Below are 17054 nucleotides of genomic sequence, written 5' to 3'. Positions count from 1 at the left end.
TCGGAGCACCTTGCGCACCGTGTCGCGCGCAATGCCTAGCTCGCGCGCGATCCGCTTGATCCCCTTGCTGTTCTGGAAATGCTCGAAACGGATCCGCGCAATCGTCTCCACACCCGTCATCCCCGGACCCTTCCGAAAAACCGGAAGGATCAGCCAGAGCCAATAACAGGGGGACTAACCTTCAACGCGATAAGCGCCCCTCACAGGGGCAACATTGCAGGCGATCTCACAGAACAGCATTCAGGCGGTCGGTTCGGCCCTGACCTATCTGCAGCGCATGACGCTTAAGGCTTCGCTGGGTCTGGCCGCATCCGAGGACGATGACGGCAAGGCCGCGGGGTCGGGAGCACTGGTTACCAGCCAGCAGGCGCGCGAACTGCTCGACCTGATAGATAAGGTCGGCGCCGACAAGGCGGCCCTGCTCAACATCTTTCAGATCAATGGGATCACCGAGCTGCCTGCCAGGCGGTATCGGCAGGCACTGATCATGCTCAACTCCAGGAGGCTGCACGCATGACCACGATAGAGATCATCGACTGTTCACAAGGATCGGAGGAGTGGGCCCGCGCGCGCCTGGGGATTCCGACCGCATCGGAGTTCGCAGCCGTGATGGCCAAAGGCCGCGGTGGGGCCGACAGCAAGACCCGTCAGACGTATCTCTACAAACTCGCCGGCGAGATTCTCACCGGCCAACCGATGGAGAGTTTTACCTCGCTGCATATGGAGCGGGGCAAGCTGATGGAGGATGAGGCACGCTCGGTCTATGAGTTCACCACCGACAAGGTCTGCCGGCGCATCGGTTTTGTCCGCAATGGACGCAAAGGTGCCTCTCCTGACTCACTGGTTGATACAGACGGGTTGGTCGAGATCAAGACCAAGCTGCCCCATCTGATGGTCGAGACGCTTCTGCGCGGCGATTTCCCGCCAGAGCATAAGGCGCAATGCCAGGGACAGCTCTGGGTCACCGGGCGAGCATGGATTGACATCGCCGTCTATTGGCCAGGCCTGCCGATGTTCATCACTCGCGCCACCCGTGACGAGGTCTTTATCGGTGAACTTTCGGATGCCGTTGAGGCGTTTAACTGCGAACTCGATCTGATCGTCGACCGGGTCAGATCCTATGGCAACGCCGAGGCAGCGTGATGACCAGACCCTGCGATGAGCAACGAGCAATCAAGAGTAGGCGGCGAAGCGCTCCTCGCCGCGAGTTCAGCCGCGCTCAAAAGGTCGAGATGATCAAGCGGGCCATGGATGGCACGGGTCGCATTCTCTGCGAGGGCTGCGGCCTCAACATCACCGGCAAAGCCATCGAGTTCGATCACATTATTCCCGAAGCTCTCATTGTCGAGAAGAGCCTCGCCTTGGCTACAGGAGATGGTCGGGTGCTCGGCCGTGACTGCTGCCATCGCGCACCCGGCGGCAAAACCGCGACCGACCTGGCCGCTATAGCTGAGGCCAAGCGCAGAGAAGCCCGGTATTTTGGCATCCGGACCTTGTCGGGTGGCGGATTTGCTCCATCCCAACCTCAACGCTCTGCCTCACGTCCCCTTGCCAAACCCGCGGCCTGGCGCTGCGAGGATCTTTGACGCCCACCGTAGGAGCCCAGCAGCCATGAGCACCGCCCCTGTCCACCTCATATTAAGAGCTGCCACCAGCCTCCAGCGGCGCCACCCCGTTTCGGTCGCCCTGCCCGCCGCCCTTTTCGCGCTCTTGGCTAGCGCCTGTACGACGCGCACCGTTATGAACTTCAATCGGCTTGATGGGCGGACCGATAGCGCAGCGATCGTCCAGTTCCAGCAGGATGACGCTATCTGTAAAGGCGAAGTCGCGAAGGTACAGGCGATGGCCGCGCCCATTTTGATGGGGCGAAGCCTGGCGGACGCGATGGAGGCCGGTATGCTGGAGGGCCAACGTAACGCTGCACTGCGCCAGATCGTGGTCGGCTGCATGGCCGGGCGCGGATATACCATGACACTAATTGCGCAGCCGCATTGACGCGAGCCTGCTGCGGACCGTTGAACGCTGTGCGGTAATCCGCGCCAAAGGCTGCGGTTTGCATTCTTCGAGTCGGCCCCAATTGCATGTGGCAAACAGGCGCATTATTCGACGGATGGATTGCCCCTAAACCTTCCAGGCTTGGCGATACGAGGCTCCTCGACATACAAAATGGTCCTTCCACAAGACTGCAGGCAGCTTGCCTGTCGGTCTAGATTGACGAGCAATTGCATTATGACGAGCCTCAAATTCGGCACTTCGGGACTGCGTGGACTGGTGACCGATCTGATGGGCCTGCCGGCCTACAGCTACATCCGCGCGTTCTGTGCTGTAATTGCCGAAGACGAAGTTGCTGGGCCCGGTGACGAGGTTCTAATCGGGCAGGATTTGCGCTCATCGAGCCCAACCATCGCCGCCCAATGCGCCCTCGCGATACGGGATGCAGGGCTCGTGCCCGTCGATTGCGGCGCCGTGCCGACGCCGGCATTGGCGCTCACCGCCATGCAGATTGGCGCTCCAGCCGTCATGGTGACCGGCAGCCATATCCCCGATGATCGAAACGGCCTGAAATTCTACCGCAGGCAGGGGGAGATCGATAAGTCGGACGAGGAGCGCATCCTGACTTGGCATCGCAGGCTCGCCTTGACGATATGTCCAACCGGAGTGACTGATGTCCGGGCTCATGATGCGCTGACGGGATATAAAGCTCGCTATGTCGGCTTCTTTGGGGAGCAGGCGCTGCAGGGACTGACTGTCGGGGTTTATCAGCATTCCTCGGTCGGGCGCGAGGTGATCTGCGAGATAATGGCTGCTTTGGGCGCCACGGCCGTGGCGTTAGGACGTGCCGACCGCTTCATCCCGGTCGATACCGAGGCACTGCGGCCTGAGGACGTAGCTCTGGCGCGGGACTGGGCGCTTGCCCAGCCCCTCGACGCTATCGTTTCGACCGACGGCGATGCAGACCGCCCGCTCATTGCCGATGAGAACGGACATTTCCTGCGCGGCGATCTCCTCGGCGTGCTGACGGCAACTATGCTCGGCGCTGATGCGATTGTAACGCCTGTAACCTCGAATTCGGCGATCGAGACGCTTGGCGTCTTCTCTCAGGTGAGCCGGACCAAGGTCGGGTCGCCCTATGTGATCGCCGGCATGGTTGAGGCCAAAGCATCCGGAGCTGCATGCATCGTCGGATTCGAGGCCAATGGCGGCGTCTTGTTGGGCTCCGACATCGACAGTGACACGGGAACGCTCGCGGCCCTGCCGACACGCGATGCGATGCTGCCCATCCTAGCTACGCTGACGCTGGCTGTGCGCAGGCGACAAAAACTGAGCGAACTCGCCGCGAACCAGCATTTTGCGGTGGCACTTTCGAATCGCCTGCAAGACGCACCGCAGCAGAAGAGTGCGGCCCTGATCGCAAAGCTCGATGATGACAACCCGGCCTATCGCGAAACCGCCTTCGCTCCGCGAGGCGGGGTGATCGCCCGCGACCGTCGCGACGGTCTGCGGATGACGTTGGGCGACAGCACGACCCTTCACTATCGTGCCTCTGGGAATGCGCCTGAACTGCGGGTCTATGTCGAAGCGCAAAGGCTGGAGGACGCCGAAGCGCTGCTGCGCGAAGGTATGAGTTTCGCACGGGCAGCCATGGGTTAACGGCCGTATGCCGTCTTCTCGGAACACAACCCTTTACGCCTGAAGCGCGGTGCGTTTTTCGCGGAGTCAAGACATTGGACCAAGCCGCGATGTGGGGCGAGCAAAGCTCTGCGGGCGGATAATCGATTGAGGCCGTTGGCGCAGCATAGGCGTACGCGCTGTGAGATATTTGAGTGCCTGACTCGTCGCATCGACCTGATCGTCATGGCGTCCGACGGGGAACGCCAGGAGCTCGCCAAGATAATCGCCAAGCCAAGACGCCTTCTTGGGTAGGAAGACTTGCCCCGCCTCGAAGCGAGCGGCTTGCGCCATCAGCCGGGCCGTCTTGTCGAACCGCGCTTGCTGAAGCAGCGGTTGAAGCTGCCCGGTCCGGCGCAGATCCTGCGACAATGCTCGTCCAAGCTCGGTGTTCTCGATCAGTGTCGCATCGACCTCGTGATCTCGCGCGATCTTAAGGATCGCTTTGCGCAACTCAGGCGCTTCCCAGCGCCCGCGGATCACATCGAGCAGATAGAAGTGCTGTCCAATCGCCCCCCAGACCGTCCCGACCGACCAGTCGGAGTGTTCTGCCTGGGTCGAGGCGGTATCCCAGGACGCTATCACCCGCTCGAACACGGGCGGGCGCTCATCATAATCATAATTTTGGATCCAGGCACGCTTGATTACCTGCCCTTCCGCGGGCATCGGGTTTTGCTGATACTGAGCCGAGAAGTTCAGCGTCCCGAGATTGCGCTTGACGGTTTCGAGATAAACCATCGGTTCGCGGGCAGAATGGAGAACCTCTCCCGCGCGTCGCTGATAGAACGCCTCGGAGCCATCACCGATGCGATACCGGCAGTCCTCCGGCGCAATCGCTGGAATCGAGAGAACCTCCCACTCCTCCTTGTCGAGCACATGGCCGACAAGATCGTCTTGGTGTAGGCGCTGCATCACGATGATGATCGCACCGTTGAGTTTGTCATTGAGGCGCGAGTACAGCGTCGCATCGTAAAACTCGCTGACCTTGCGGCGCGTCGCCTCCGAGGTGACAGCGTTGAGCCCATTGATGGGATCGTCGATCACGATCAGATCGGCGCCACGCCCAAGCACAGAGCCTCCCACCGAGCCGGCGAAGCGATAGCCTTGCTGGGTGGTCACGAGTTCGTTGCTGCGGCTGGTTTTGACCGCAAACTGTGGGAATAGCGGGCCATACCATTCACTGGTCACCACAGTTCGAACATCCGCAGCAAGCTTGAGCGAGAGCTCATTGCCATAGCTGATCGCCATGATCCGCTTGCGCGGATCATGGCCCATTATCCAGGCGGTATATGCGATCGTGACGCAGATCGACTTGGCCGAGCGTGGCGGCACGTTGATGATGAGCCGTTTGCACTCACCGCGCCAAACCCTCATCAGCTGATAGGCTATCGCCTCGATATGCCAGTTCGGGAGATAACCCTTACCTGGCTCCAGGGTCATGAAGCAGCGCGCGATGAAGCTCGCCAGATCCTGACGGAGGACTGCTTGAACAAGGGCATGATCAAGCATCATCTCCTCCCACCAACTGTATGCGTGCCAAGGCAGCCGCGATCAGCGCCTGATCCTGTTCATTCGTCGGCTTGTGCTCCTGTTGGTCGGAGGCAAAGGGGTACTCACTCATGAGCTTGAACAAGATCCCCATGGCTCGGGTGTCGTTCTTCAAGGCGCTCTCAGTCAGTTTGTGCAGCACCGCCGCCAGCCGCGACATCGGCTTGGCCTTGCCGTTTCTAGTGACGATGATCGGCTCTGAAAGAACCTTGTCGAGTTCCTCTATCAGGTTCGGACGCGGCTTGGCCTTGCGCCGGCCGGAGGGATTACCGCTTTGCCCCTTCTGGAACCGAGTATGCTGCGGCGGGCTCTTATAGCCGACGGCTTTGGGGGAATGATCACGCGACATCGCCCCCTCCAACACTCTCGACCTCGCAAGTCGGCTGCCGCAGGGCGGCCATCTCGGCAAAGCTCAAACCGGTCTCGGCGTGACGCGCCCTTGCCTTGGCAAGCGTCTCCCAGCGCGCGATGGCGACATCGACATAAACCGGGTCGAGTTCCATCAAATAGCCGCGGCGCTTGGTCTTGTGGGCTGCGATCAGGGTGGTGCCCGATCCACCGAAGGGATCCAGGATGATCGCTTTGGGCTTCGAGCAATCCTTGATTGCATCCATCACCATCGCGCAGGGCTTGACCGTCGGGTGCGCCGCGAGATCCGCCATCCGACCCTTATGGAAGCCGTTTGCACCAGCATAGGACCACAACGTCGTGCGATAGCGCCCGTGACGGCCAAGCTCGATATTGTTGATGTGGGGCCCCTTGCCGTGCTTCCACAGCGTGATCAGCTCGGTCTGGCTGCGATAGAGAGAGCCCATCCCGGCATTGGGCTTGGCCCAGGTGATCACGCTCTTCAGTTCGTCAAAGACGCCATAGCCAGCGTTGAGCATCTCGTGCAGATGCGCGCCGTCTATGCAGCTGTAGATCAGGGCACCATCTGACGAGACGGTGCCGATTTCCGCAAACACACGCGTCAGGAAGGCGGTGAATTCCGCCTTGCTCATCTCGCCCGACGCCATCGCAAACTCGCGATGCTTGATCTTGCCGTTGCCGCTGACATGACCCGCAACACGAACGTTGTAGGGCGGGTCCGTGAACGTCATCTGGGCAAGCGCGCCACCCATCAACCGCCCATAGCAGCCCCGGTCGAGCGCATCGCCGCACAAGATCCGATGCTCGCCGAGAAGCCACAAGTCGCCAGGCAGCGTGATTGCTCTCGTCATGAGCTCCGGCAGCGCGTCGGCAGGATCAGCTTCGGGCTTCGGCGCCTCATCGTGCAGGATCACATCGATCTGCGCGGTCTCGAAGCCAGTTAACTCAACCGAGAAATCGAGTTCAACCAGCGCCCCCAGCTCGAGCTTCAAAAGCGCGTTGTCCCAACCGGCATGCTCCGCCAAGCGATTATCGGCAATGCGAAGCGCACGGATTTGCTGCGGAGCCAGATGGTTGAGGCAAATCACCGGCACCGTCTCGAACCCGAGCAGCTTAGCCGCCTCATAACGACCATGACCCGCGACGATTTCGCCAGCCTCATCAATCAGGATCGGCGAGACAAAGGTAAACGCCTTGATGCTCTCGGCGATGAGGTGAATCTGCTTCTTTGAATGCGTGCGCGCGTTGCGTGGCGATGGCATCACCTCAGACAGCACACGCTGGCTCACCTGCGGCGCAAAACAAGCAATCGCATCTTTGAGCTGGGGATCGTCGGCCAAGGCGCGACTGCGATGGCGAACACGAATCGGGACGGTATTGGTGGGGACAACAGCGGGGGAAGACACTTTCGATTTCCTTCTTTCAAAAAGAAGGCCAATCGTCGGGGCATCGACGCCACGGGTTCTGCGCCTACGGCGCAAAACTCGCTGGCCCCTGTATAGAAAAGGCCGCTGTCCCCACAGCGGTGGTCTCTTCCACTGTCTCAGCCCAAGGCGGTTGACCTCGGTGGTCGCTACGGTGATTCGTAACGGAACCGAAACTAGGTGCGTCATTCCCGCGACACAAGGGGTGTCAGCGAAAAAAATTCAACGATTCTAGGATGATACACTCGCTTTGTCAGCGACCTGTCTCCGAACGGTACACTCGGCCGACCCTCAAACGTCACACCACACCATCCGCCCGGTCGGTTAAACGCAAGCCTTTGAAGGCTGATCGTGGCGTCTGGCTCACCTCGCAGCTGCCCTGCTCAGCATCGAACAAATCCCTGCCAAGCCAGACGAAATTCCCTGCTCTAAAGCTCCCGAAAAACAGCAAAACCCTCATCAATGCAGGAAATTCATAACCAGCTTGGGCTAGCCTGCAGTCAATTGCGCCGCACAATCCCTGCGGAATCCCTGCAACCAGGGAACTTTACGGGATTGGTCCCCAGTTCGCTGATCAACCTGCGCTGATGGAGGTGCCGCGTTTCCGATAATGACTAAACGGCCGACGCGCTTTTCCTCCATGGAGATTTAGAGTCTGGCCTTGCCAAGGCTGCAATCGCCGTTGGATGACAAGCTAGTGGCAGCCCGTCACACCGCATTGGGCTGGCGGAAGGCCGCTTCCATCTTGCACCGGATGCGGACCGCCTGGCTGCCTAGACATACGATTTGGCTCTCATCATCGGTACAAGCATAAACTTGTTCTGAAACCTGCTATTGGAATGCTAAACTTCAGTATCTGTACCGCAGAACAGGCCTGCCATGGCGCGTCAGACATCCTCCTCCGGGGCGGCCTCGGTCGTCGCTTCGGCCCTGGCCTCCTGCCGCGGCGCGTTTGCCGCCGTCGCCGTCTTTTCGGGCGTGGTCAACGTGCTGACCTTGTCGGGCTCGTTCTACATGCTCCAGATCTATGATCGGGTGCTGAGTTCGCGCAGCCTGCCGACGCTGCTCGGGCTCTCGCTGCTCCTGCTGCTCGCCTATGCCCTGCAGGGCTTCCTCGACGCGGTGCGCGTGCGCATTCTCGCCCGCATCGGCGCCCGCTTCGACGAGCAGGTCTCGCCGGCGGCTTTCGCCGCGGCGCAAAGATTGCCGCTGATGGGCGCGCGCTCCGAGCAGGCGACCCAGCCCCTGCGCGATCTCGACCAGATTCGCGCCTTCCTGTCCTCGCTCGGCCCCACCGCCCTGTTCGACATGCCGTGGATGCCGATCTTCTTCTTCGGCTGCTTCATGCTGCACCCCTGGCTGGGCTGGCTGGCGGTGGCCGGCGGCGTCTTCATCCTGCTGCTGACGCTGTGGACCGAATTCGCCAGCCGCGAGGCCACCAAGGCGCAGATGGCGAGCACCTCGGCGCGCTATGCGGTCTCGGAGGCGAGCCGGCGCAACGCCGAGGCCCTGACCGCAATGGGCATGGGGCCGGCCTTCCAGCGCAAATGGCGCGACGCCAATCTGCGCTATGTCCGCGACTGGCTTTCCGGGGCCGACGCGATCAGCGGGATCGGCTCCTTCGCCAAGATCTTCCGCATGATCCTGCAGTCGGCGGTGCTGGGCCTTGGCGCCTATCTCGCGATGAACGGCGAGATGTCGGGCGGCGCGATGATCGCGGCCTCGATCATGACCGCACGCGCTTTGGCGCCGATCGAAATCGCGGTGGCGCACTGGAAAGGCTTCGTCGCGGCGCGGCAGGGGCTGGCGCGGCTGAAAAAGGTCGTCGATTCGCCGATGTTCGCAACGCGCGACAAGACCGCCCTGCCCGCTCCCGCCCGCGAACTCACGGCCGAAGGGCTGATCGTCGGCGCGCCGGGCCGCCAGGCGGCGATCCTGCAGGGCGTCTCGCTGCGGCTCACCGCCGGCCATGCGCTCGGCATCATCGGCCCGAGCGCATCGGGAAAATCGACGCTGGTGCGTGCGCTGGTCGGGGTCTGGCGTCCGCTCAAGGGCGAGGTCCGGCTCGATGGCGCGGCGCTCGACCAGTGGGAGGCCGGCGAACTCGGCCGCCATATCGGCTACCTGCCGCAGGACATCGAGCTGTTCGACGGCACCGTGGCCGAGAACATCGCCCGCTTCCAGCCCGAGGCCACCGACGCCTCGATCGTGCAGGCGGCCCGCGCCGCCGGCGCTCACGAACTCATCGTCAAGCTCGAACACGGCTACGACACCCGCATCGGCGAGGGTGGCGCGGCCCTGTCGGGCGGTCAGCGCCAGCGCGTCGGCCTGGCGCGGGCGCTGTTTGGCGAACCCTTCCTGATCGTGCTCGACGAACCGAACTCCAATCTCGACAATGATGGCGACAAGGCCCTGACCGAGGCGGTGCGGGGCGCGCGGGCACGCGGAGCCATCGTCATCATCGTCACCCACCGCCAGACCGCGATCGCCTGCGTCGACCAGATCGCGGTGATGTCGGACGGCAAGATCCAGGCCTTCGGACCGAAGGAAGAGGTCCTGCAGAAGGTCCTCAAGCAGGGCGGCGTGCCCAGCGTGCAGCGCCAGGTGGTCGCATGACGGGCAGGATCGCGATTCAAACGGGCGAACCCGATTTCAAGCGCTCGCTGAGCCGGCTGGCGCTGGTCGGCGGCGCCGGGATCGTGCTGTTTGGCAGCACGGTCGGCGTCTGGGCCGTGGCGACGACGCTGTCGGGCGCCGTGGTCGCGTCGGGCCAGTTCGTGGTCACCGGCAACATCAAGAAAGTGCAGCATCCCACCGGCGGCATCGTCGGCGAGCTCAACATCCGCGAAGGCGACCGCGTCGAGCAGAACGCGGTGCTGATCCGGCTCGACGATACCGTCACGCGCGCCAATCTCCAGGTCGTGACCAAGCAGCTCGACGAGTTCGCCGCCAGGCGCGGACGCCTGCAGGCGGAGCGTGATCGCAAGAACATCGTCCAGACCGCGACCGATCTGGAAGGCCGACTGACGGAGCCGGCAATCGCCGAACTCGTGCTGGCCGAACAGTCGCTGTTCGAGGCGCGCCGCGCCGCGCGCGACGGCCAGAAGGCGCAGCTCACCAAACGCATCGGCCAGCTCCGCGACGAAATCTCCGGTCTTGTCTCCCAGCAGAACGCGCGCGACCGGCAGGCCGTTCTGATCGAGCAGGAGCTCCAGGGCGTCCGCGATCTCTATGCCCGCAATCTCGTCTCGCTCAGCCGCAAGATCACGCTGGAGCGCGAGGCGGCCAATCTTGAGGGCCAGAAGGGCCAACTGGTCGCCTCCGTCGCGCAGACCGAAGGCAAGGTGGCGGAAACGCAGCTCCAGATCATCCAGATCGACGATACCCTGCGCGAAGAGGTGATGAAGGAATTGCGCGAGATCCAGGGCAAGAGCGCCGAACTGGTCGAGCGCCGCATCGCCGCCGAGGATCAGCTCAAGCGCATCGAGATCAGGGCGCCGAGCGCAGGCTTCGTGCACCAGCTCGCGGTCCATACGGTCGGTGGCGTGATCTCGCCGGCCGAGCCCGCGATGATGATCGTACCCGATGCCGACAGCCTTCAGGTCGAGGCGAAGATCAATCCGCCCGATATCGACCAGATCCGGCTGGAGCAGCCGGCGCAGGTCAAGCTGCATGCCTTCAACCAGCGCAGCACACCCGAGCTGAAGGGCAAGGTCACCCGCATTTCCGCCGATACGACAAGAGACCAGCAGACCGGCGCGACCTATTATACCATCCGTGTCTCGATCGAACCCGGCGAGTTCGATCACATTGCGCCGCACCGCATCTCCGCCGGCATGCAGGCCGACGTCTTCGTCAAGACCGAGGACCGCACCCCGTTCGAATTCATCGTCAAGCCGCTGCGCGACCAGATCGCGAAGTCGTTCAGGGAACGCTGAGCCCCGAAGGCCCGCGTCACATGTCCCGGGCGACGCGGATCAGATACTGCCCGTAATCGCCCTTCTTCAGCTTCTCGCCGAGCGCGACCAGCGCAGCGGGAGAAATCCAGCCCTGACGCGCCGCGATCTCCTCCGGGCAGGCGATGCGCAGGCCCTGCCGCGCCTCGAGCGTGCGCACGAACTCTCCGGCTTCGAGCAGGCTGTCGGGCGTGCCGGTGTCGAGCCAGGCGAAGCCGCGCCCCATCGTCTCGACCGAGAGTTCGCCGCGTTCGAGATAAATCCGGTTGACGTCGGTGATCTCGAGTTCGCCGCGCGGCGAGGGCTTGAGGTTGGCGGCGATGTCGACGACCTGCCTGTCGTAGAAATACAATCCCGTCACCGCCCAGTTCGACTTCGGGGCCGTCGGTTTCTCCTCGATCGTGATCGCCTTGCCATTGCCGTCAAAGGAGACCACGCCGTAACGTTCGGGATCGCGCACATGATAGGCAAACACCGTCGCGCCCGTACCCCTGCGCCCGGCCGCCTGCATCATCTCGGGCAGGGTGTGGCCGTAGAACAGGTTGTCGCCGAGGATCAGCACGGAAGGCTGGCCGGCGATGAAATCGGCGCCGATGATATAGGCCTGCGCCAGCCCGCCCGGATTGGGCTGCTCGGCGTAAGAGAGTTCCATGCCCCAGTCGGAGCCATCCCCGAGCAGGCGCTTGAAATTGGGCAGGTCGTGCGGCGTCGAGATGATCAGCACCTCGCGAATGCCCGCCAGCATCAGCGTCGAGAGCGGATAATAGATCATCGGCTTGTCGTAGACCGGCAGAAGCTGCTTCGACATCGCCAGCGTCATCGGATGGAGCCGGGTCCCGGAGCCGCCGGCCAGAATGATGCCCTTCATCGTCGTCTACCCTGTCTGTTCGGTCAGGAGCCGCATCACGCAAGCCCCGAGCGAGCCGCGCCACTGCGGCAGCGTCACGCCATGGATGGTCGCCAGTTTCGTGCAATCCAGCCGTGAATTGGCCGGCCGGCGCGCCGGTGTCGGATAGTCTGAGGTAGCGATGCGTTTGACCGCGACGGGCGCATGCCCGTAGGCCGCGCGCTGGTTGAAGATAGCTTCAGCGACATCGGCCCAGACGGCCTCACCCTGCGCACCCATATGGAAGACCCCGCGCAACGCGTTGTCGCCGGGCCGCGCGAGCAGGTTCTTCGCCACCGCGAAGATCGCGTCGGCGATATCGAGCGCATTGGTCGGGCAGCCGGCCTGGTCGGCGACGACGCCTATCTCGTCGCGCGTCTCGGCAAGCCGCAGCATGGTGCGCACGAAGTTCTTGCCGAAGGGGCTGTAGACCCAGGCGGTGCGCAAAATCGCATGGTCGCCGGTCGCGGCCGCGACGGCCTGCTCCCCGGCGAGCTTGCTTGCGCCATAGGACGAGATCGGCCCGACGGCATCGTCCTCGCGATAGGGCCGGTCGAGCGTCCCGTCGAAGACATAGTCGGTCGAGATCTGGATGACGGGCACAGCCAACCGGGCCGCCGCTCCGGCGATCTCACCGGCTGCCGTGCCGTTGACCAGAAGCGCCGTCTCGACCTCGCTCTCGGCAAGATCGACGGCGGTGAAGGCTGCGGCGTTGACGATGATGTCGGGACGGCTCGCCGCAAGCGCCGGCGCGATCGTCTCGAGCTTTTCGAGATCCAGCAGCGGGCGCGCCAGCGGGACCAGCGTGACGCCGGCCGGCGCGCGCTCGGCCATGGCGAGCGCAACCTGTCCAGCCTGTCCGGTGACGACGATCCTCATGACGGGTCAGGCAAAATACGAGGGAAGGTCGGCAAGGCGCGGATGCTTACGGTCCTTGTCCGACAGCACCAGCGCGTCACGCGCAATCCGCCAGTCGATGCCGAGCGCGGGATCGTCGAAGGCAAGCCCGTGGTCGTTCTGGGGGCCATAGAGCGCCGTCACCTTGTAGAGCACTTCCGTATCGGGATCGAGCGTGACGAAGCCATGGGCGAAGCCGACCGGAACCAGCAACTGCCGCCAGTTCTCAGCCGAGAGTTCGACGGCGACATGCCTCCCGAAGGTCGGCGAGGACGTCCGGATATCGACCGCGACGTCGAGAATACGGCCTTTGGTGACGCGCACGAGCTTGTCCTGCGCAAATGGCGCCGACTGGAAGTGCAGGCCCCGCAGCGTGCCGACCGCAGCCGAAAGCGACTGGTTGTCCTGCACGAATTCGAGGTCGATCCCGGCCTCCCTGAAGCTCGCGCGGCTATAGGTCTCCGAGAAGAAGCCGCGATGATCGCCGAATTTCTTCGGCGTGATGATCTTCACATCCGGCAGTTCGGTCGCTTCGACACTCAGCATGGGCTTTGTCGTCATCCTGGTTGGCGCTTGCGTCAGGCCGCGCCGAGGCGCTCGCCACGATAGACACCGGAGCGGATGTCGCCCCACCAGCCGGCATTGGCGAGATACCATTCGACGGTGCGGCGCAGGCCGGTCTCGAAGGTCTGTTTGGGCGTCCAGCCGAGTTCGCGCTCGATCTTGCCGGCGTCGATGGCGTAACGCGCATCATGGCCGGGCCGGTCGGTGACATAGGTGATCAGCCGCTCGCGCGAACCCTTCGGATCGGGCCTCAGCTCGTCGAGAATGGCGCAGATCATCCTGACCACGTCGATATTGGCCATCTCGTTATGGCCGCCGATATTATAGGTCTCGCCGACGACGCCGTTCATCGCGACGCTCAGCAATGCGTCGGCATGGTCGTCGACATAGAGCCAGTCGCGCACGTTGAGGCCATTGCCATAGACTGGCAGCGGCTTGCCCTCCAGCGCATTGATGATCATCAGCGGGATCAGCTTTTCGGGGAAGTGATACGGCCCGTAATTGTTCGAGCAGTTGGTCATCAGCGTCGGCAGGCCATAAGTGTGGTGCCAGGCCCGCACGAGATGGTCCGAGGCTGCCTTGGAGGCCGAATAGGGCGAGTTCGGCTGGTAGGCGGTGTCCTCGCGGAAGAACCCTTCGCTGCCCAGCGAACCGAAGACCTCGTCGGTCGAGATGTGGTGGAACCGGAAACGCGCCTTGCGGTCGCCCTCCAGCCCGCGCCAGTGCCGCAACGCCTCCTGCAGCAGCGCGAAGGTGCCCACGATATTGGTTTGGATGAAATCGCCCGGCCCGTCGATCGAGCGGTCGACATGGCTCTCGGCCGCCAGATGCATCACGATATCGGGCGAGAAATCGGCAAAGATCGCGCGCACGGCGTCGCCGTCGCCGATATCGGCCTGCTCGAAGCGGAAGCGGTTGCTGCCCGACACCGGCGCAAGCGAGGCCATGTTGCCGGCATAGGTCAGCTTGTCGACCACGCACACATTATGCCCGGTCTCCCCAACCAGCTTGCGCACGACCGACGAGCCGATGAAGCCAGCTCCACCCGTGACGAGAACGTTCAAAGACACAGGTCAAACTCCACCTGACCGCGTCGCGTCGGCCCGGCCGTCCGCCTGCCCGCGCTGCCTCGTCCGTCATGTTCGTGCATAGGGCCCCCGGCCAATCGATGTCGTCGTCACGATGGAGTTCGACGGGATTCATGGCGATTCCCGATCGGATTTGACCCGACAGGCAAGGCAATCGCTGTGCCAGCCGGCAGATATACAGACTTGCTTTCGTCGATCCAGCCGTTTCTGCCTTCGCTGGGCTCAAGGCCACCAGCCATTGATAGCAGCGCTCCAGACAGCGTCTGACGCATCTTTGTGGCGGTTTCGTCTCAAGCCTGCCGCGGCCGGGCCAAACCTTGCCTGCGACGCCCCCCAACGCTGCCGGAATCGGCGGATCGTTGCGCCGATGGCAGCCCGGTTGCGCACCGGTCGGCACGCCATCGTTTCAGACTGGGACAGGGTGGTGGAATCGCATGCCGGCGCGCTGTTCGACGCTGGCACGGCCAAGAGCCGCGTCAGGCCCTCGAACGGCGCAGGGCTGGCGCCAGCGCGCGCTCGATGACAAGGCTCAGCCCGACGCCGATCAGGCAGCCTACGATCTTGACCAGCGCATCATGCGGCCGGCCATGCCGCGTCTCGACGATGAACTGGCCCGCTTCCAGCGCGATCGCGAGCGTGGTCGTGGCGATCAGGATCGGCAGGCGATGCCGCGGATAGGCCAGGCTCAGCGAGCAGGCCACCATGAAAAACGCCAGGAACCGCTCGACATCGGCATGTCCCTCGACGAGATTCGGGCGCAGCCCGATCGGGGACAACGTCGCAAACAGCACGATCGCGAGGCCAGACCAGCCGGCAAGGGCGGCCGAGCGCCTGAAAAGACCAAGAACCTGACTCAAGCGACATCACCTCCGGAACTGGCATGCACCAGATAGTTTAATGAACCGGCTGCTCTACCGGACGCTGCCGCGAAATCCGGCGCGACAATGCCGCGGCCAGCGAGATGGGGGCTATTCTGCAAGAAAGCGACCGAGTCGTGGCGAGCTTGCTACCGGGTTATGACGACGAACCATTCTCGCGGTAGCCGAGCCGCTCGCTGATCTTGCCGCCCGCCTCCTTGAGCATCGCAACCAGCTCGTCGCTGCGCAGGCGATAGCGCGTGGTGACGACGCCCAGATTCAGCGCCGCGACGACGCTGCCGTCGCGGCCCCTGACCGGTACGGCGAGCCCCGTCGAGCCGCTGATGTGCTCCTCGTCGCAGACCGAAATGCCGGTGTCGCGAATGCTCACGAAAAGCGCACGGATCGCATCAGGGTCGATCACCGTCCTGGGTGTCCGCGCGATCAGCGGCACCCGGGCGAGATAGGCGTTGGCGAGGGCTGCATCCCAGTGCGCCAGCAGCAGACGCCCCGTCGCCGTGCAGTAGGATTCGCTCGCCCCGTCGAGGTCGACATCGAAGCGGATGGCCTGGCGGCTGACGCATTTCGCCAGTCGCTTCGATTCCCCGCGCGTGGTCCGCACGGCGAGCACCGTGGTTTCGCCTGAAGCGTCGCGCAGATGCTCCATCACCGGATGCGCCGCCGAAACCAGCCGCGCCTCATGGGCGCGCGTCGCCGAACGGTGCCGGCTGGCATGGATCAGGACGTAGCGCTCGGTCTCGTCCTGGATCGCATAGCCGCGCGAGACCAGGGTCGGCGAGTGCATGGGCGCTGCTCTTGGGGAAGCCGAGCGCGCCGACGATCTCCTTGAGTTTCACCGGCTCGGAACAGCCCGCGAGATACTCCAGCAGGTCAAGGACACGCGCGGCCGACTTCACCTCAGTATTCATATATGTGAACCCGATCCAGCTTGTGGAACAAATTAGCCGACGATACGCTCCCCTTCAATCGGAATGAATTCAACACGTCCAAGCGAGGTGAATTCAGCGCATGACGATGTCGGGCGACAGGCGTGTGGCGATCGTGACCGGCGGTGCGCGCGGCATCGGGCGGGCCTGCGCCAGGGCGCTCGCGGGCGCGGGCTTCGATATCGCCCTGGTCGACCTGCTCGCGCCGGAACTCGAGCGCACCGCCGATGAGATACGGGCCATCGGCCGAAAGGCCCTGACCTTCGAGGCGGACGTCGCCTCCTTTGCTCACGCGCAGACCGTTGCGGAAGCGGTCGTCGCCGGGTTCGGCCGCATCGACGTGCTCCTGAACAATGCCGGCCGCTCGATGCCCAAGGGCATCCTCGACATCTCCGAGGACGAGTTCGACCGCACCATCGCGATCAATCTCAAGAGCTGCTTCAACTATGTCCGAGCGGTCGCACCAATCATGCTGGCGCAGGGCGGCGGCCGCATCGTCTCGATGTCGTCGCTCAACGCGCATTCCGGCGGCGTCACCGCGGCCGTCAGCCGTTTCGCCTATGCCGCAGCCAAGGCCGGCATCATCGGCATGACCAAGGCTCTCGCCAAGGAACTGGGGCCGACGATCCTCGTCAACGCGATCTGCCCGGGCGTCATCGAGACCGAGCTCGGCAACGTCCTGACCCGCGAGCGCGGCGCGGCGATCGCCGCCAGCGGCATCGCGCTGCACCGGCTCGGCACGCCCGAGGATGTCGCGCAGCTCGTGCTGTTCCTGGCCGCGTCGCAGCCCTGCTTCGTCACCGGGCAGGCGATGATCGTCGACGGCTTCCAGTACAATGTTTGAGCGCG

The 17054-nt window shown here is 63.4% G+C and carries 18 protein-coding genes; 8 read left to right on the top strand and 10 right to left on the bottom strand.

All coding sequences use genetic code 11. From position 1 onward, the window contains the following. Positions 1–214 precede the first annotated feature (214 nt). The 5 genes from AC1DZY_RS20105 (at position 215) to AC1DZY_RS20085 (ending at position 3651) form a co-directional block, all read left to right on the top strand. Complete coding sequence (locus tag AC1DZY_RS20105) at positions 215–517, top strand: ERF family protein (RefSeq protein ID WP_476821920.1); 303 nt, start codon at positions 215–217, stop codon at positions 515–517. Beyond that, complete coding sequence (locus tag AC1DZY_RS20100; protein WP_476821919.1) at positions 514–1143, top strand: lambda exonuclease family protein; 630 nt, start codon at positions 514–516, stop codon at positions 1141–1143. Before AC1DZY_RS20105 ends, AC1DZY_RS20100 begins: the two co-directional genes overlap by 4 nt. Beyond that, positions 1143–1586 (top strand): hypothetical protein, encoded by a 444-nt coding sequence (locus tag AC1DZY_RS20095; protein WP_476821918.1) that lies wholly within the window; start codon positions 1143–1145, stop codon positions 1584–1586. Before AC1DZY_RS20100 ends, AC1DZY_RS20095 begins: the two co-directional genes overlap by 1 nt. 25 nt (positions 1587–1611) lie before the next feature. Beyond that, complete coding sequence (locus AC1DZY_RS20090) at positions 1612–1995, top strand: hypothetical protein (protein WP_476821917.1); 384 nt, start codon at positions 1612–1614, stop codon at positions 1993–1995. 234 nt (positions 1996–2229) lie between these two features. Then, positions 2230–3651: a phosphomannomutase gene (locus AC1DZY_RS20085; RefSeq protein WP_476821916.1), complete on the top strand. Its 1422-nt coding sequence runs from the start codon at positions 2230–2232 to the stop codon at positions 3649–3651. A gap of 66 nt (positions 3652–3717) precedes the next feature. Here the strand turns inward: AC1DZY_RS20085 and terL are convergent, their stop codons facing one another. The 3 genes from terL to AC1DZY_RS20070 are packed head-to-tail and all read right to left on the bottom strand — an operon-like array spanning position 3718 to position 6926. Then, the gene (terL, locus tag AC1DZY_RS20080) at positions 3718–5178 is read right to left on the bottom strand and encodes a phage terminase large subunit (protein ID WP_476821915.1); all 1461 of its coding nucleotides are present in this window, start codon (positions 5176–5178) and stop codon (positions 3718–3720) included. After that, positions 5171–5566: a DUF5681 domain-containing protein gene (locus AC1DZY_RS20075; RefSeq protein WP_476821914.1), complete on the bottom strand. Its 396-nt coding sequence runs from the start codon at positions 5564–5566 to the stop codon at positions 5171–5173. Before AC1DZY_RS20075 ends, terL begins: the two co-directional genes overlap by 8 nt. Beyond that, positions 5556–6926 carry a site-specific DNA-methyltransferase gene (locus tag AC1DZY_RS20070; protein WP_476821913.1) on the bottom strand — a complete coding sequence of 457 codons (1371 nt, stop codon included), beginning with the start codon at positions 6924–6926 and terminating at the stop codon, positions 5556–5558. The genes AC1DZY_RS20075 and AC1DZY_RS20070 overlap by 11 nt, the downstream gene beginning before the upstream one ends. A 963-nt stretch (positions 6927–7889) precedes the next feature. On the opposite strand from AC1DZY_RS20070, the gene AC1DZY_RS20065 reads away from it, so the two are divergent. Together AC1DZY_RS20065 and AC1DZY_RS20060 are read left to right on the top strand one after the other, a co-directional pair. After that, positions 7890–9626 carry a type I secretion system permease/ATPase gene (locus tag AC1DZY_RS20065; protein WP_476821912.1) on the top strand — a complete coding sequence of 579 codons (1737 nt, stop codon included), beginning with the start codon at positions 7890–7892 and terminating at the stop codon, positions 9624–9626. After that, positions 9623–10948 (top strand): HlyD family type I secretion periplasmic adaptor subunit, encoded by a 1326-nt coding sequence (locus AC1DZY_RS20060; RefSeq protein WP_476821911.1) that lies wholly within the window; start codon positions 9623–9625, stop codon positions 10946–10948. Before AC1DZY_RS20065 ends, AC1DZY_RS20060 begins: the two co-directional genes overlap by 4 nt. Positions 10949–10964: 16 nt before the next feature. Here the strand turns inward: AC1DZY_RS20060 and rfbA are convergent, their stop codons facing one another. The 7 genes from rfbA to AC1DZY_RS20025 all read right to left on the bottom strand — a co-directional run bounded on the left by rfbA (position 10965) and on the right by AC1DZY_RS20025 (position 16187). Continuing rightward, positions 10965–11834 carry a glucose-1-phosphate thymidylyltransferase RfbA gene (rfbA, locus tag AC1DZY_RS20055; protein WP_476821910.1) on the bottom strand — a complete coding sequence of 290 codons (870 nt, stop codon included), beginning with the start codon at positions 11832–11834 and terminating at the stop codon, positions 10965–10967. Between the two features lie 6 nt (positions 11835–11840). Further along, on the bottom strand, positions 11841–12731 hold the full coding sequence (gene rfbD / locus AC1DZY_RS20050; protein WP_476821909.1) for a dTDP-4-dehydrorhamnose reductase: 891 nt from the start codon (positions 12729–12731) through the stop codon (positions 11841–11843). A gap of 6 nt (positions 12732–12737) precedes the next feature. Beyond that, positions 12738–13295, bottom strand: coding sequence for a dTDP-4-dehydrorhamnose 3,5-epimerase (gene rfbC / locus AC1DZY_RS20045; protein WP_476821908.1), 558 nt, complete (start codon positions 13293–13295; stop codon positions 12738–12740). Between the two features lie 32 nt (positions 13296–13327). After that, positions 13328–14377 (bottom strand): dTDP-glucose 4,6-dehydratase, encoded by a 1050-nt coding sequence (gene rfbB, locus AC1DZY_RS20040; protein WP_476821927.1) that lies wholly within the window; start codon positions 14375–14377, stop codon positions 13328–13330. Positions 14378–14877: 500 nt separating this feature from the next. After that, positions 14878–15258, bottom strand: a complete 381-nt coding sequence (locus AC1DZY_RS20035; RefSeq protein WP_476821907.1) for a VanZ family protein — start codon at positions 15256–15258, stop codon at positions 14878–14880. A gap of 157 nt (positions 15259–15415) precedes the next feature. Beyond that, positions 15416–16063, bottom strand: a complete 648-nt coding sequence (locus tag AC1DZY_RS20030) for an IclR family transcriptional regulator (RefSeq protein ID WP_476821906.1) — start codon at positions 16061–16063, stop codon at positions 15416–15418. Beyond that, positions 15957–16187, bottom strand: a complete 231-nt coding sequence (locus AC1DZY_RS20025) for a helix-turn-helix domain-containing protein (RefSeq protein ID WP_476821905.1) — start codon at positions 16185–16187, stop codon at positions 15957–15959. The genes AC1DZY_RS20030 and AC1DZY_RS20025 overlap by 107 nt, the downstream gene beginning before the upstream one ends. 100 nt (positions 16188–16287) lie before the next feature. On the opposite strand from AC1DZY_RS20025, the gene AC1DZY_RS20020 reads away from it, so the two are divergent. Beyond that, complete coding sequence (locus AC1DZY_RS20020; protein ID WP_476821904.1) at positions 16288–17049, top strand: SDR family NAD(P)-dependent oxidoreductase; 762 nt, start codon at positions 16288–16290, stop codon at positions 17047–17049. The last annotated feature ends 5 nt before the right edge of the window (positions 17050–17054 follow it).

This window comes from Allobosea sp. P2_A10, from assembly GCF_056405115.1.
The sequence above is the reverse complement of the archived record's forward strand: the minus strand, read 5'-3'. Positions and strand labels throughout refer to the sequence as shown.